Annotated in this window: 3 protein-coding genes; all 3 read right to left on the minus strand. The window is 46.5% G+C overall.

Annotation, left to right across the window (positions count from 1 at the left end; all coding sequences use genetic code 11):
• Positions 1–9: 9 nt before the first annotated feature.
• Complete coding sequence (locus tag J4N23_RS17200) at positions 10–6831, minus strand: YDG domain-containing protein (protein WP_207429040.1); 6822 nt, start codon at positions 6829–6831, stop codon at positions 10–12.
• A gap of 225 nt (positions 6832–7056) precedes the next feature.
• Positions 7057–7986 carry a PorP/SprF family type IX secretion system membrane protein gene (locus J4N23_RS17205; protein ID WP_207429041.1) on the minus strand — a complete coding sequence of 310 codons (930 nt, stop codon included), beginning with the start codon at positions 7984–7986 and terminating at the stop codon, positions 7057–7059.
• A gap of 365 nt (positions 7987–8351) precedes the next feature.
• A complete protein-coding gene (locus J4N23_RS17210) occupies positions 8352–17249 on the minus strand; it encodes a YDG domain-containing protein (protein ID WP_207429042.1) in 8898 nt (2965 codons plus the stop codon).
• Positions 17250–17441 lie beyond the last annotated feature (192 nt).

Here is a 17441-nt window from a genome sequence, read left to right on the forward strand (position 1 = left end):
CGACCTTCCTTAATCTCTCACTATCGTGATAAATCCTTTGATCTTTTCTTTACCCGGACCGAAGTCTACGATGTAGTAGTAGGTATCTTCGGCTAGTGGAGAGCCCTGGAAAGTACCGTTGAACTCGTTGCTGTAGTTATTCTTGCTGTAAAGCATTCTACCTGCTCTGTCGAAGATCTTCACCACGTTATTCGGGTACATGTCGATGTTACGGATCACAAAGTTGTCGTTCACCCCATCACCGTTTGGTGTTACGATGTTGGTTCCGTCTACTACCTTAAAGTCGGCCAGTACTTCGATAGTAATGCTTTGAGTGCTTAGGCAGCCGTTGGCATTGGTAACCGTTACCGTATAAGTAGTAGTTTCACTTGGACGAACATTCAGAGTAGCCAGGTTCTTCGCTACGCTTACGATGCCGTTTGCATCTGACCAGCTGTAGACTAGACCTGTGTTTCCGCCTGTTACTTCCGCTGTCAGCATCGCTACTTCTCCTTTGGAAAGCGTAGTGCCTTTGTCGGAAGTGATCGCAATTACCGGAAGTGGGTTAACGTTAAGAACAAAGCTTTTCAGGATCGTATTCACTCCCCCGTTTTCGGTTCCTCCGTTGTCAGTTACCAGGATGTTGATCACTGCTGAACCGGTTGCTCCTTCGTTCAAACTGTACTTAACTGATGCATTTCTGTCAACTGCCTGACTTACTGAAATTGACTGGAACATCGCATTGTTACTGGTGCTTACTGATACCACCGTACCCTGATTAGTATCTGGCCCCGGAGTAATTCCGCTTAGTCCTACTGTTTGCTCTGATGTAGTGTAACAGATAGTTGAATTAGCGATGTTATCAAGTGTAGGTTGTTCGTTTACATCGCTAAGCTGGATCGTAAACTCTTTGTCAAGATGCAACATACTGTTTTGGGCAATCGAACGAACCCTCACCTGATAGCTTGACTTGTGCTCGTAGTTGAGTTCTGCTTTGGTTCTGATCTCGTTACCGCCGTTAGCAATTTCAAACAGACCATTATCTGTATCTCCTGCTCCTGCTACCAGTTCGTACCTGAAGGTTGCATTCGGATCATCAGATGTAGAGCTTAGCGTTCCGGCCAGTGTTCCTGCTGCTGCATTTTCATAAACTGTTGCTGATGCAAGACTGATGCTGGTTGGGAAACCTGGTTTTACAGTAAGAATACCGTCCACATGCATAATCTCATAGTTGACTGCTGTGGCTCCGCTTACCACAATCGGATACGGTCCCGCTGGCGACATCGCATCTGCTATGGTAGAGAACGTAGGTGGAGTCGCTAGCACTGCTGCTGTTTCGTTATTTACAAACCCGGTATAGGCTGCTGTAAAGCTTGGCAGCGGCAAGCCCTGGAACTTCTCTTTGTTCTCTGCAGTGATCGTCAGTGGTGCTTTTAGAATCGAACTGCTGATCGTTGCACTGCGGGTTGTTACATTGTAGTTATCCTTGTCCGCACCAGCCAGTACAAAACTACCAGCTGTTACCGTTTTGCCTCTACCTGCATCTTTGGTATCGTAAGTAGCCGTTCCACTTACGCTAACTACGTCTCCGGCTTCTACACCTGTAAGGCTGTAGTTAGCATCTGCCAGAGTAGCCGCGACTGTTCCATCGTAAGTTTTGCTGATAGCCGGACTAGCATTCAGAGCTACCGTAATTGGCTTAGCCGTGATTGCTCCGGTTGTCGTTTCTGAAGTCGTTGTAAGATTGTAGTTGTCTTTATCGGTTCCGGCCAGTACGAAGGTAGCTACTGTAATAGTTTTGCTTGTTCCTGCTTTCTCGTCTGCATAAGTCGCCGTTCCGCTTACCGTTACATCGTCTCCTGTTTCTATACCGTTTAAGGTGTAGTTGCCAGCTACCAAAGCAGCCGCATTGGTATTATCGTAAACCTTGGTGATGGCTGGTGTGGCATTTAGTGCCAGCGTAATCGGCTTAGCCGTAATGGCTCCTGTTGTTGTTTCTAAAGTCGTTGTAAGATTGTAATTGTCTTTATCCGCCCCGGCAAGTACAAAGTTGTTTACCGTAATGGTTTTACCTGTTCCTACTTTTTCATCTGCATAAGTTGCCGTTCCGCTTACGCTTACTACATCGCCTGTTTCTATACCGTTCAGCGTATAGTTGTTGGCAACTAAAGTTGCCGCATTGGTATTATCGTAAACCTTGGTAATTGCTGGTGTTGCATTCAGAGCCAGGGTAACCGGCTTAGCAGTAATGGCTCCGGTAGTCGTTTCCGAAGTCGTGCTCAGACTGTAATTGTCTTTATCCACTCCTGCCAGTACAAAATTGTTTACTGTAATGGTTTTGCCTGCTCCTACTTTTTCATCTGCATAAGTTGCCGTTCCGCTTACGCTTACTACATCGCCTGTTTCTATACCGTTCAAGGTATAGTTGTGGGCAACTAAAGTCGCAGTATTGGTATTATCGTAAACCTTGGTAATTGCTGGTGTCGCATTCAGAGCAAGTGTAATCGACTTCGGAATTACTGTCAATGTCTGCTGCTGATCGGAGGCAGGATCATACGAATCATTGCCTGATTGGCTTGCAGTGATTGTTGTGCTACCCACGCCAACAATGTGTATTTTACCAGCAACAATAGTGGCTACAGATGTATTGCTGGAGGTATAGCTAACTTCCAGAGAGGAACTTGCTGTCGCACCCGGATCAAAGTCAGCACTGCCATAAGCTTTTGGAGTAAGGCTATTGAACGTGATGGATTGAGATGCCTTTCTGCTTACTGTGATGGTATACGTTTTCGTTGTAGTACCATCTTCCGCAGTTACCACCGTGCTAATCGTATTGCTACCCACGGATAAGGAAACTGCTTTTGCATTTCCGCTGGAAACCGGGCTACCATTTACGGTCACGGTGGCTGTAGCATCAGAAAGGGTAGGAGTCACATCAATGGAAGTAACCGCATTTCCAACAGTAGCCGTATAGGCTGTGGTTCCCGAAGTGAATGATGGACTAAGGGTGCCAGAACTAATAGTTAAGGCAGAAAGGTTTGCATCAGAAGCGACGGTACTTACAAGTACACCGCCTGTGTCGCCGATATTATTTAGTGTTACATCTGCGGCATGGTCTTTTGCATCTTTAATAGTCCCTCCGTTAATATTCAGAGCGCTTACCGCCACTCCGTCCAGATCCTTGTCTCCGGCTACAACAGTATAACGGAAAGTCAGCGCAGTCGTACCCGAGCCTGCCACATAAGGCGCACGAACAGTACCGGTATTTAAGGCTAACGAAAGATAAGGTGTTCCCCCTGTTATCGTTACATTTACATTTTCGGAAAAATTAACCTTGAAATCCAGATTCTGACCTAAACTATAGGTAGCGTCTGATGGCGGCGTTACACTGGTAACTGTAGGAGGAACAGCATCTACCAATACCTTTGATGCGTCGTAAGCTTTTAGTGTAAGAACCGCATTATTCCCGGCAAGATCCCTAATTGTACCACCATTTAGGGAAAGCGAATTTAATAAGATTCCGTCAGTATCGAGGTCCCCCAGCACCACTGTATATCTGAATCTTAATGAAGTAGCATTACTCTCTCCTGGACTGTAAGCGGCATCCCGATCAGTAGAACCTATTTGTATAGAAAGTTGTGGTGTACCAGTTACCACTACAGCTTCTGAAATGTTCATCAAAAAGCCAAGATGATCACCTTCCTTATAAGTATACCAGATAGGCGTTTGCATAGTGGTTATCGTTGGCGCTGTTGTATCAATCGTGATAACAAGGTCTGTTGATGCAGCGCTTACGTTGCCTGCTGCATCTGTCGCTTTTGCTTTGACATAATGCACTCCAGCACTTAATGTTGTCGCTGTAATAGACCAGTTGCCTCCCGTTGCTGTACCTGTGCCAATTACCGTGGTACCATCGGTGTCAAACAAGGTAACCGTTGCTCCGTTTTCGGCAGTACCGCTGAAAGTTGGTGTGGTGTTATTGGTAATATTATCTGAGTTCGAAGTGCCGCTGTCGCTGGTACCCGCCAGGTCGGGCGCAGAAGGCGCTGCCGGTGCCTTGGTATCGTAAGTAATCGAAGGTGTAGTACCTTCCTCCCCGAGGTTTCCTGCAGCATCTGCATAGCTTGCTGCTGCTACAGTTATAGTTGCTGTACCAATATCAGTATTCGCGTTCGGTGTGAAGGTTGCGGTACGTGTTAAGCCCGAACCTGTGAGATTGCCAAGGGTACCACCGGTAACAGTTACGTCTGATTTGGTGAATGTTAGTCCCGGATCTTCGCTGAATGTAAAGGTAATTGTGGCAGCTTCGCCTATCTTAATCGAAGAGCGACTGCTCGTTATTGTAAGTGTTGGTGATGAGGTATCGAACGTAATGGACGGGCTTGCTCCTGCACCTCCGGTATTTCCTGCAGCATCTGTATAGGCACCTGCTGGTACCGTAATACTTGCTGTACCATTATTCGTATTAGCATCAGGCGTAAATGTAGCGGTCCTGGTCGTTCCGGTTCCGGAAATTGCACTAAGACTACCCCCCGAAACTAAGACATCCCCGCTTGATCCGTCCCAGGTAAAAGTAGAATTAGGATCCTCGCTGAATGTAAAGGTAATTATTGCTGTTTCTCCGCCCTTAAGCGAAGAACGGCTGCTGCTGATGGATACGGTAGATGCTGTACCATCCACAACAAAAGAATTGACAGCGTTTTCCGCACTTGTATTGCCAGCTGCATCTGTAGCTGTTGCTTTTACAGTATGAGAACCATCCGCCAATGGTGCTGAGGGTGTATACGACCAGTTGCCTGAAGCACCTGCTGTGGAAGTTCCTACCGGAGTACCATCTACAATAACTGTAACTAAGCTCTCCGGCTCAACCGTTCCACTATAGTCTGGAGTATTATCATTTGTTGAGCTTCCATTCGCGGGTGTTACTACAACTGGTGCTGCCGGAGGATTGGTATCGATGATAAAAGTAATGGTCGTACTTTCATTACTGATATTACCTGCGGCATCTGTAGCTATTGCCTTCACCGTATGAGGACCATCCGCCAAGGGTATTGAAGGTATATACGACCAGTTACCCGAAGCATCTGTTGCCGGAGTTCCTACCGGAGCACCATCTACAACAAGGCTGATTGTGCTCCCGGTCTCAGCTGTTCCTTTATAGGTAGGCGTGCTGTCCTTAGTATAGCTGTAATCGGCCGGACTGGCAATTACAGGAGCCACAGGAGCTGTATTATCTATAGTATAAACCTCTCCCGAAGTATAGGCCGCACTTGCATTTGGAGTAATACCTGTTGTACCGGTAAAATCTAAACGGAACTTACCATCTCCGGAAACGGAATTAACCGGAACTGTCCAGGCGGTACCTGTGCCGGTTGGCGTACCGATCACTCCAGTTGCATTACCAACTAATGTTAAGGTAAAGTCGGCAGCATCTACGCCAGTAACACTATTCGCAAACGTAACCGTATATTCTACTGTAGTGGCATTGGTTGGGCTGGCAGGTAATTTGCGAACGATAGAAGATACTGTAGTGGTAGGAGCAGCTTCAGTTGTGAAGCTCTTAATATCCCCCGTTGTTGTACCCGCACTGTTTACAGCCTTAACCCGGTAATAATAAGTAGTACCAGCTGTCAGGCCTGTAAGAGAAGCAGAAACACTAGTACTTCCCGTTTTTGCTGCAATAGTACCCGGTGTAGCTGCAACAGATGTAAAAGACGTAAGAGCTGAACTTGTTCCGTATTCAAACGTTACGGTAGTTTCCGCACCTCCGTCATTTACCGTACCTGGTAAGGTAGCAGTGGTCGCAGTTTGGGTTGAAACGGCGTCGGTAGTTGCTGTTGCTGTAGTTGCCGTTGTCGTTGTCGTAACATCAAATTTAACAGGAAAGGCCTGATAATTACCCAATTTATCATTGGCAACTGCGAAGATATCGTAGGAAGTACCGGACGTCAGTCCGGTTATGGTGACACTCGACGCCGTAGCCGCTGAAGTGGTTTCAATCTCTCCGCTAAACGCTGCCGGCACCGATGATGCGTTTTGTCCGGCTATCACTTGGTCCGTCGATGGAGCATCGGATCCGTCGGGCAAGACTACGTAGAAGGTTTTTCCGGGCTCGTTAAGGTTTGTAGACAGATTCAAACTAGTGGCGGTAACGTCTGAAACGGCCGGATAATTTGTCAAAAACGTTGGCGGATACGGTTCATACTCCTTCCCCGAGTTTTTGTTTTGCGGATTAGGAACAGTCCTTAGGATAAAGTCATTGGCGTTATTATTCGAATCGTAGCCATTACCTTTCAACACGTCGACTCCGGAAGTCATCGAGGTTGTCGTAGAACTCGCAAACGCCTTTCGTTCCAAAGAATTGGAAGTACTGGTAAAGGCTGGCGCAGCGGTCGTCTCTGGTGTATTACCGGTCCCCCAAGCTAAAAGATCTACCAGCTGATATTGCCACGGGCTGTTATAAGTCGCAAAACTGTTGCAAAGCGCCACGTGTCCGCCACCTGTTGTAGATGACGACATATCGATACTCCCGCCATTGAGATCGGGCGTAAAATTGCCGGTGCCGGTAAGACCGATCAGCAGGAAGCCCCCACTCTCGATCGTCGTTCCTACAGGAAAAGTATATGTTTGCGAAGCGATGGTGCCGGTAGCGGACTTATACCGGATGGACCAGCCTGTCATCACCACGGGCGACGCTGTAGGGTTGTAAAGCTCTACGAAGTCGCGGGCGGCACTGCCGGGGCCATTAGCACCTGCGAACACTTCGCTGATCACAACGTGATTCGCCTGCGCTAAACAGTTGTAAACGGAAAATAAAACAGCAAAAACAACAAGAAGTAAAGTTTTCTTCATTTTGTACGATGATGGATTCAAAAACGCGTTGAAATAAAATACGGCACAATCAAAACATATTTAACAATTGATTGTTAGATACCCCCCCTTAAAAGGGCAAAGATGGTGTTAATGAACGGTTTTAAAAAGGAATTATCTTTTTTTTTAAACGATAGCTTTAAAATCAAAAAGCCCCTTACATTTCTGTAAGAGGCTCTTTTTTTAACCACTAAATCTTATCCAGTCTTACTTTTTCAGCTTCGACAGGTTCAGCTTCAGATTCAGCTCAAAATTACCGTTGGTATTACCTGCAAGATCTGCTGTGCCTGAAGTGTACATGCCGTGGATACGGATAGCTGGTGTAGCTTTGACGCCCATCCCTACTGAAAAGCTTTCGGTAGTGTGGTACATCATCAGTACATTCACCTGCTCTTTGGCCAGGGTAATGTTGGTACCGATATCCATGATGTTATCCAATCCTTTAATATCCCGGTAGCGGAAGGTAGGCTCCAGTCCCAAACCGTCTACTGCATTCGGGAAGCTGAACTTATAGCTTAACGAAGCAAAATAGCCGGAACGGTCTACCAGCTGACTGCCCTGTGCTTCTTCCTGCTGAAAGAACGACTTCAGGTTCGGAAGGGCAAACTGAGCCGTTAGTCTGCTCCCAACATAGGCTGCTCCGAAATCTCCGTCGATAAAGGTTTCCCGTTGTTGGAAACGGCTTACTGATAGGTCGTTCTGATCTCCGTCCATCTGGTCGTTCATAATCCGCTCGTACATCAGTCCTAGCGATACGCCGAAGCTCAGGTGCTGACCTTCGCTGTTTAGCGGAAGGTGGTAAGCATAGCTCGCCGATACCCGGGTGTTTTTAATCAGACCGGCCTCGTCATTATAGAGGTTCAGTCCTAATCCTGTTTTCTTACCTGATCCATAGACTGCCGTGATCGACTGTGTTTTGGGGGCTCCAGGTAATACGCTCCACTGTTGTCTTGCTGCCAGATCCAGTTGTACGCCCTGCTCTGTTCCTGCCATTGCAGGATTGAGAATGTAAGGGTTCTGGTAGTAAGTGGCGCCCAGTGGGTTAAGTTGGGCGTTTGCTTCGTTTGCTGTTAAGGCAGTGATCAGAAGCAGGGAGAGGCTCCCTGCTTTGCTGATGATATTTTTTAATGTTTTCATTCTTGTATGATATCTGTTCATTAGGGAGATTACTGTCGTTCTATCAGCAGGCTGCTTTATTAGGGTCAAGCGTGCTCTTAACTGACCTACTCCAACTTTTTCTTGATAAAAAGTTGGGCTAAAATCAAGAAAAGAACGAAGCTTCAGCCCGCAAGGCTCACTCGGGCCTCCCGAAATAAATTCGGGACAGGCTGCCGTTCTTTTCGGCCCAACCCGCAGTTCACTGATCAACATCCTGCTGGATAAAAACTGCATCTCCTTTAGCTCCTTTTTATTGGTTGGTAAGGGAAATTCGTTCTATGGGATAGCGGGAGGGCGATCTGGCGCACCTCCCATTTCCCTTTCACCTTTTACCTTTAACCTTCCTAGTCCCTCACTATCGTGATAAATCCTTTAATCTTCTCTTTACCCGGACCGAAGTCTACAATGTAGTAGTAGGTATCTTCAGCCAACGGGGATCCCTGGAAGGTTCCGTTGAACTCGTTACTGTAGTTGTTCTTGCTGTACAGCATTCTACCTGCTCGGTCGAAGATTTTTACCACGTTGTTCGGGTACATGTCGATGTTACGGATCACAAAGTTATCGTTCACCCCGTCACCGTTTGGTGTTACGATGTTGGTTCCGTCTACTACTCTAAAGTCGGCCAGTACTTCGATGGTAATGCTTTGGGTGCTTACGCAGCCGTTAGCATTGGTAACCGTTACCGTGTAAGTAGTAGTTTCACTCGGACGAACATTCAGAGTAGCCAGGTTTTTCGCTACGCTCACGATACCATTGGCATCTGCCCAGCTGTAAGTCAGACCTGTATTACCTCCTGTTACTTCTGCTTTCAGCATCGCTACTTCTCCTTTGGAAAGCGTAGTGCCTTTGTCGGAACTGATCGCAATGACCGGAAGCTGATTCACCGTCAGCGTGAAGCTTTGAGTTTTGAAATCTACTCCTCCGTTAGCGCTGCCTCCGTTATCCTGAACCAGCACTGTTATTACTGCTGTTCCGCTGGCATTTGCTGCCAGTTTATACCGCAGCTGTGCTGCTCCGTTGTTATCTGCCTGTGTTACTGTTAGGCTTTCGAACAAGCTATTGTTGCTGGAGCTTACCGATACGGCTGTCGTTTCATTGGCATCCGGTCCCGGAGTGATGTTGCTCAATGCTACGGTTTGCTGTGCCGAAGTATAGCAGATCGTCGAGTTAGCAATAGCATCGATCGTTGGTGCTTCGTTCACGTTCTGGATAGCAATGGTGAACTCCCTGTCTAAATGAAGCAGGCTGTTCTGAGCTATCGAGCGTACTCTAACTTTATAGCTTGGCTTGTTCTCAAAGTTCAGCCCTGCTTTCGTTCTAATCTGGTTACTGCTACTTGCAATTTCAAACAAACCATTATCTGTATCTCCTGCTCCTGCTACCAGTTCATATTTAAAGGTAGTGGTCGGATCATCAGAAGTAGAACTTAGCGTTCCTGCCAGTGTTCCTGCTGCTGCATTTTCATACACGGTAGCTGCCGACAGTGTAATACTGGTTGGGAAGCCTGGTTTTACAGTAAGGGTACCGTCCACATGCGTGATCTCGTAGTTCGCTGCCGTTGCTCCGCTTACTACAATCGGGTACGGTCCCGCAGGCGACATCGCATCTGCTATCGTAGAGAAGCTTGGCAAAGTGGTCAGCACTGCTGCTGTTTCATTATTTACAAAGCCGGTGTAGGCTGCTGTAAAGTTTGGCAATGGCAAGCCCTGGAACTTCTCTTTGTTCTCTGCAGTGATCGTTAATGGCGCTTTGCTGATCAAACCGCTAGTCGTCGCAGATGGAGTGATCAAGTTATAATTGTCCTTATCTGCTCCCGCCATTACAAAGCTTCCAGCTGTCACCGTTTTGCCTGTCCCTGCATTGGCATTATTAAAGGCCGCCGTTCCGCTTACACTTACCATATCATTGCTCTCCACACCGCTAAGCACGTAGTTGCCTGCCGCAAGGTTAGCCACTGTACTACCATCGTAGATCTTGTTGATAGCTGGCGTTGCTGCCAGCGTAAGACTGATATCTTTCTTAACAATCGCCCCTGTTGTTGTTGCTGATGGCGTAGTCAAGCTGTAGTTATCCTTATCTGCTCCTGCCAGTACGAAACCCGTTACTGTAACAGTTTTTCCTGTTCCAACCGCCTTGCTGTCGTAGCTAGCCGTTCCGCTTACACTTACCTCATCGTTGTTTTCTACACCATTTAAGCTGTAGTTCGCTGCAACGAGGCTGGCCGCTTTAGTGGCATTATAAATCCTGCTGATAGCCGGTGCCGCGTTCAGCGCTACCGTAATTGGTTTAGCGGTAATTGCTCCGGTGGTTGTTGCTGTTGGAGTGGTTAAGTTATAGTTTCCCTTATCTGCTCCCGCAAGCACAAAGCTATTGACTGTTACTGTCTTACCAGCACCTACTGCTTTGCTATTGTAAACTGCGGTTCCGCTTACACTTAGCTCATCGTTTGTCTCTACTCCGCTCAGCACATAGTTATCTGCTACAAGGCTTGCTGTGATGCCTGCATCGTAGGTTCTGCTGATCGCTGGTGTGGCTGCCAGCGTAAGGGTGATCTCCTTCTTAGTGATCGCACCAGTAGTGGTCTCGGTAGTAGTAGTTAAGTTGTAATTATCCTTATCTGTTCCTGCCAGTACGAAGCCCGTTGCTGTTACAGTTTTTCCTGTCCCAACAGTTTTGCTGTCGTAGCTAGCCGTTCCACTTACTGTTACCTCGTCGTTTGTCTCTACTCCGCTCAGCACGTAGTTATCTGCTGCAAGGCTTGCTGCGATACCTGCATCGTAGGTCTTGCTGATCGCAGGTGTGGCTGCAAGGGTAAGACTGATGTCCTTCTTAGTAATCGCACCTGTAGTTGTCTCGGTAGTAGTAGTTAAGTTATAATTATCCTTATCTGTTCCTGCCAGTACGAAGCCTGTTGCTGTTACAGTTTTACCTGCTCCAACTGCCTTGCTGTCGTAGCTAGCCGTTCCACTTACTGTTACCTCATCATTGGTCTCTACTCCGCTAAGCACGTAGTTATCTGCTGCTAGGCTTGCCACGATACCTGCATCGTAGGTCTTGCTGATCGCTGGTGTGGCTGCAAGGGTAAGACTGATATCCTTCTTAGTAATAGTACCGGTTGTACTTGCTGATGGAGTGGTTAAGTTATAGTTCTCTTTATCAGCTCCTGAAAGCACAAAACTATTTGCTGTTACTGTCTTACTACCTACTGCTTTGCTGTCGTAGCTAGCCGTTCCACTTACTGTTACCTCATCATTGGTCTCTACTCCGCTTAGCACGTAGTTATCTGCCGCAAGGCTTGCCGTGATGCCTGCATCATAAGTCTTGCTGATAACCGGTGTGGAGGCAAGGGTAAGACTGATGTCTTTCTTAGTAATCGCACCTGTAGTTGTCTCGGTAGTAGTAGTTAAGTTATAATTATCCTTATCTGTTCCTGCCAGTACGAAACCTGTTGCTGTTACAGTTTTACTTGCTCCAACTGCCTTACTGTCGTAGCTAGCCGTTCCACTTACTGTTACCTCATCGTTGGTCTCTACTCCGCTAAGCACGTAGTTATCTGCTGCTAGGCTTGCCACGATACCTGCATCGTAGGTCTTGCTAATGGCTGGTGCTGCTGCCAAAGTAAGGCTGATATCCTTCTTAGTAATAGTACCGGTTGTACTTGCTGATGGAGTGGTTAAGTTATAGTTCTCTTTATCAGCTCCTGAAAGCACAAAGCTATTTGCTGTTACTGTCTTACTACCTACTGCTTTGCTATCGTAGAATGCCGTTCCGCTTACTGTTACCTCATCATTGGTCTCTACTCCGCTTAGCACGTAGTTATCTGCCGCAAGGCTTGCCGCGATACCTGCATCGTAGGTCTTGCTGATAACCGGTGTGGAGGCAAGTGTAAGGCTGATATCTTTCTTAGTAATCGCACCTGTTGTACTAAAGGTATTTAAGCTATAGTTGTCCTTATCAGTTCCACTCAGTTCCAGGCCAGTAATACTTACCGGTTTATTGGTACCCACCAGCGCATCATCATAAGCTGCACTTGTATAAACCACTGCTACATTGTCATTCCCAACCAAACCTTCGCTTGAAGTAAATGGATTGAAAACGATGGTGGCTGTATTGGTTTTATTATACACTTTTGTTACCGGTTGGGCAGTAGCTGTCAAGGCTTTCTTAGTAATCGAGCCTTTGATATCTGCTGTTACCGAGTAATTGTCTTTGTCATCCCCTATAAGGGCAAGACCGGTGAAGCTTACTGCTTTATCTTCGGCCGCTTTTGCATCTGCAAATTCAGCTGTCGTATAGCTTACCGCTACTTTATCAGTACCTACCAGCCCCTCCGCTGCTGTAAAATCTTTGAACGTTACAGTCACGGCCTTATCACCATCATAGGTTTTAGTTACGGTTTCTGCTGTCGCAGTCAGTTGTTTCTTATTTACAGTCAATGTTTGCTCAACCGGGCTTGCTGAAGCGTAAACTGCATCCCCTGCCTGGTTGGCGGTGATCTTCACCTCACCTGCAGCTTTGATAGTCACTGTATTTCCTGAAACGGAGGCAATGGCTGCATTGTCAACAGTATATACTATATTAAGACCAGAACTTGCCGTTTTTGGAAGATCAAATGAAGCATCCCCATACGTCACCGCAGTTAAGGCGTTAAACGTAATAGATTGTGCTGCTTTCTGATATTCAATATAACCGCCGTTCAGTTTAAAGTTTCCGGCAACGTAATTACCGCTAAGCTTCACTTCCAGTTCGGCTGCATCCTCGGTTCCATCTGTATCAATGTATAAGGTAGAAGAAGTACTACCTGTGCTTACCTGCACTGAACCTGCTGCTACTGATGTTCCATCGCCTGCTGTTACGGTTCCGGTAAAGTTAATGACAGGAGCACCGTTCAGCTCGCCATTCAAAGTTCCTGGTGCAAGGTCGTATACATAGATCTTATCACCTGCACCAAAACCGGTGATCTCATCTATTCCGCTTCCTGATTTCTTAAAGGCGATCACTTCTGCCCCGTCCTTCAAACCGATCACATCATTTCCGGCAGCAGTTCCTATGTCGATCAGGTTGCCTGAAAACGTATTGCCACTTAAAGTTATCTTTGAACCGGCAAGAGCGGCTTCCTCCAGGATTCCGGCGTCAAACTTGCTGATCGTATTGCCGCTAACGCTTACATTGCTGGTGTTTGTAATACTAATACCCTGGTTAGCCCAGCCTCCGCCTGCAGAGGTAATATCATTCCGCCAGCTGTAAATACCGCTTCCGCTGATCGTGTTGTCACGAATCTCAAAGTTATCTCCTGCTTCATAAAGCATGATACCTGTTGAACCTCCCAAACCAAGGTTGGTATAATGTCCTGTTTCGCCCGATTTTGGCACCACGATACCGATATCAAGGATCTGGTTATTCACTACCTTTCCTTTGGTACCGCGGCGATCGCCTGATCCCCATAGTGACGATGCCACCTGGATGGCATTACCTGTGCTCCAGATCGTTTTGCCATATCCCTGAACGGTATTATTGTTGATATCTACCTCAAGCGTAGGACCCCAGGCCAAAATAGCTGTCTTCTGGAATTTCTCTACATAACTGTTGGTCAGTGTAAACTTATGTGCTCCTTCGTTAGCCGCACTCTCGGCGAAGATCGCCTCGTTGTGGTTCATACCCGAAGGCTGGTCAGCCACATATCCTGAAGGTGCAGTCTGCTGATCCAGCTGGCGAACCTTTACCACCTTTACTTCGTCCACTGTGGCGGTGGTGTTGTATACGCCGATACCCTGGAAGGTATAGGCCATCTTGTCGGTATACCGCGGATCGTTCTCCAGACCCTGATCGTCTCCATCTACACTTAGGTTACGGATGATCACCGGCGAAGAAGGGCTCTTCACCCCGATCACCGCGAACACATCCTGACCCTTCAGGTTCTTCCAGTTTGTTCCGTTAATTGCGAGAGAGGCTGCTGCCGGCGACTTGATAGTCGTTACATCCTTGCCTGCTCCTTCTAAAGTGATCCCTTTTGTGATCGTTAACTGCTCGGTGAACGTACCAGGTTTAACCACAACCTTATCGCCCTCTACCGCGGCATCAATTGCCGATTGTATAGTAGCGTACTCGGTTTCTAAACTGCCATGATAAAGGATAGCTACGACACCGTTATCTACATTTCCGGTAAGCATGGTTAGCTCGAGATTATTGTCCACTGATACCCAGCCTCCTTTTGTAAGGCCATTGTAGGTGGAGCTTGGTGGTATGGGAGTGGTGGTATTTGTATTATAATAGGCCAAGTCTTTAGAACTTCCTTCGATACTGATTTCCCAGCGGTTTTCTCCGGTATTAAATTTTAGTTCATAAGAGACATTATGGTCACCGCCCGTATATATATAGCGCCCGTTTTCCATATCCCACCGATAGAGGGTAATAGCAGGGGCCGTTGGTTCGTCGTATGTATCTTTAAAACTAATAGTGTTAGCAGAAACTGCGGTTTTTTGAAAAGCGGTAACTGAATTGGAGCTGGTGCCGCCGGCATTAACGGCTCTTACTCTATAATAATAAGTAGTACCTTCCGATAAGCCGGTTACCAGAAGGTAAGGATCACCGGTAATTTCTTTATCATTATAATCGGAAAGGATTGAGTTTGTGGCAAAATCGCTGGCAGTAGCTATATCCACTCGGTAAGAAGTAGCGTTGTTACTACCCCAGGCAAACCTAAACCCGCCAGGAGTTATCGTGTTGGCGGCGTATAAAGTTGGCGCAGCCGGAGCGGTTAGCTGGCTGGCTGTTGTGGAAGCAGCACTAATTGTGTTACCACCACCGGCGTTTCTAGCTCTTACTCTATAATAATAAATAGTACCGGCATTCAGGCCGGTTATTACTTTAATAGTAACATTGCCCACGTCTAAATCTTTATAACTAGCCAAGGTACTGGAAGCACTAAAGGAATTATCTGTAGCCACATCCACTAAGTAAGAAGACGCACCGCCAACAGCACCCCAGTTTATAGTAAAGCCGGTGGAAGAAATATTGGTAGTGGCACTTAAAGTTGGGGCCTCCGGGGCAGTTTTAAAACTGCGGATATTGCCTTGATAACTAATACCCCCAGTATTTTTAGCTTTAATCACGTAGGTATATAACGTGTTGGCGGTAAGGTTTTCCAAATTAAAAGAAGTAGCATTAGCAACTTCGGTATTGACAATACTGTTGCCATTAGACGTTACTTCAACCAGATAAGAAGTAGCACCGGTAACAGCTTCCCAATTAACAGTTCCGGTGGTTGCGGTTATATTTGTAACATCTTTTAAGGTTGGGGCGTCCGGGGCAGTTAACTGGCTCGCTGTTGCCGAAGGCCCACTAGTGCCGCCACTATTTTTGGCTTTAACTCTAAAATAGTAGGTAGTATTTGCGTTTAAGTTATTGAATGTTTTAGAATTTACATTCCCAACATCAGCACCATACACTAAACTGATAAAGCTGGAATTAGTAGCAACATCCAGTTCATAAGTAGCAGCGCCGCTAACGCTTTCCCAATTTACGGTAAAGCCATTTTGGTAAATATCGCTGGTGCCGCTTAAGGTTGGGGCGGCCGGAACAATAGCAATAGCTTTATTTGCACCTAATGAGCCGGCTGCACCTGGTGCAGGAAGGGTTAAAGTCGCATTGTTTCCTGCAGCATCCCTGATGGTGCCACTATTTAAGGCTAAAGCACTTGTAGAACCATAATCCAAATCGCTGCTGTTGTCCCCCGCCTGCACGGTATAAGTAAAGGTTAGTGAAGTGGTACCGTTACCTGCATTGGCATAGTTTACCGCTCGGTCTGTAGTACCTGTTTCAAGAGTTAACTGCGGCGTACCGGTTACAGTAACCGCTTCGCTGAAGTTTACCTGGATAGATATTACATCGCCAGCTTTGTAACTTCCATTAGCAGTGGAAGAAGTAACTCCCGAAACGGTTGGAGCAACACCATCTATAACAAGGGCTTTATTTGCACCTAATGAATTAGCGGCACCAGGGGTAGGAAGTGTTAAAGTAGCATCGTTGTTCGAACCATCTTTAATTGTCCCGCTGTTTAGCGCTAATGCTGTGGCAGATACATAATCGAGATCGGATGATACATCGCCTGCCTGAACAGTATAGTTAAACGTTAATGTAGTTGTTCCGCTGCCGCTGGCATAATTAACCACTCTGTCAGTTGTACCAGTTTCTAATGTTAACCGGGGGGTGCCCGTAACTGTTACCGCACCGCTAAAGGTTACCTGAATGGGAATGACATCACCTGCCTTGAAAGTACCACTTGTAGCTGATGAGCTAACACCGGTTATGGTTGTAGCAGTAGGTACAGAAGCGATGGGATTCATGGAAACCCAGTTGGAAGTGTTTCCACTAAGGGTGAAGTTGGAAAGAGTTCCGGCTGTTCCTTTACCTGTCCTCTCAGGCAGAGTAGTAATACCTGCATTATTTCCACCACCGATTCCCTGGTTAAAGTCGTAATACCGTACCAAATTTGCAGACATCGGATCGATCTGCAAATCTTTATTCGCAGTAATCTGGGCTTCTGTCCTGGCAACATCCCATATACGAAACTCGTCAATTGCACTATTTCCCAAGTTCCATTTTCCTCCCATATGCACGTCCGTCAGAGGAAGAAGTATGCCTGAATGAGTATGGGTGGTAGATAAGGAACCGTTTAAATAAATTTTTAAATTATTTCCATCATAGGTAAAGGCAACATGGGTCCAAGCTTTTGACTGCAATTGATTTACCGACCCAAATGCATCCTGATCCTGGTCCCACAGAGAAATGGTTTTATCTTCCTGCGTATAAATGCCTCTCTCGTCATGAGCCCCGTTATTTGACCAGTAAACTCCTTGATAAGCACCCTCGTCATAGTCAGGATAAAGCCAAAACTCAACAGTAAATTGACTAGGAGAAATGGGAGAAAGGTTAGTTACCTTAGCATCCGCGTCAAAATACAACGAATTGTTAGATGCTGGTGCGAAGACGTTCGTAACGGAGCTAATCTTCTCAGCGCGTTTAATATCTGGCCTATTAGCCACTTTAACCACTTCTTCTTTTTCAACATGAGCAGAACTGCTAGTTAAGCCAGTAATAGCAGCAGAAATTTTCTCGTGACTAGCTGCGATAGCAAAAAGGATTAGAAGGGCTAGAACTCTTACAAAGGGATGTCCCCTTCCATCACTTTTGGGAAGCTTGGAAAAGAATTTAGCTTTACAATAATTGTAGAAATATAACATAAAGAACTATTTACGATTGAATACCAAGTGGTGATAAGAGACTAAATCCGGAAAAGGACTACACACTCCGGGAACCAGATCCGGCAGGGATAGTGCCGTCGAAAAAATTGCTTTCAAGTAAAAGTTTAGCATACAGATTTATTACTCATCAAAAAAATACGGCCCAGGGCAGAATAAAAATTCCGCTATTTG

Origin of the sequence: Pedobacter sp. SYSU D00535, assembly GCF_017355855.1 — a bacterium.
Taxonomy (GTDB): Bacteria; Bacteroidota; Bacteroidia; order Sphingobacteriales; family Sphingobacteriaceae; genus Desertivirga.

Coding starts and splice junctions, on each gene's coding strand:
- J4N23_RS17200 (WP_207429040.1), bottom strand. CDS start 6,831: ATGAAGAAAACTTTACTTCTTGTTGTTTTTGCTGTTTTATTTTCCGTT.
- J4N23_RS17205 (WP_207429041.1), bottom strand. CDS start 7,986: ATGAAAACATTAAAAAATATCATCAGCAAAGCAGGGAGCCTCTCCCTG.
- J4N23_RS17210 (WP_207429042.1), bottom strand. CDS start 17,249: ATGTTATATTTCTACAATTATTGTAAAGCTAAATTCTTTTCCAAGCTT.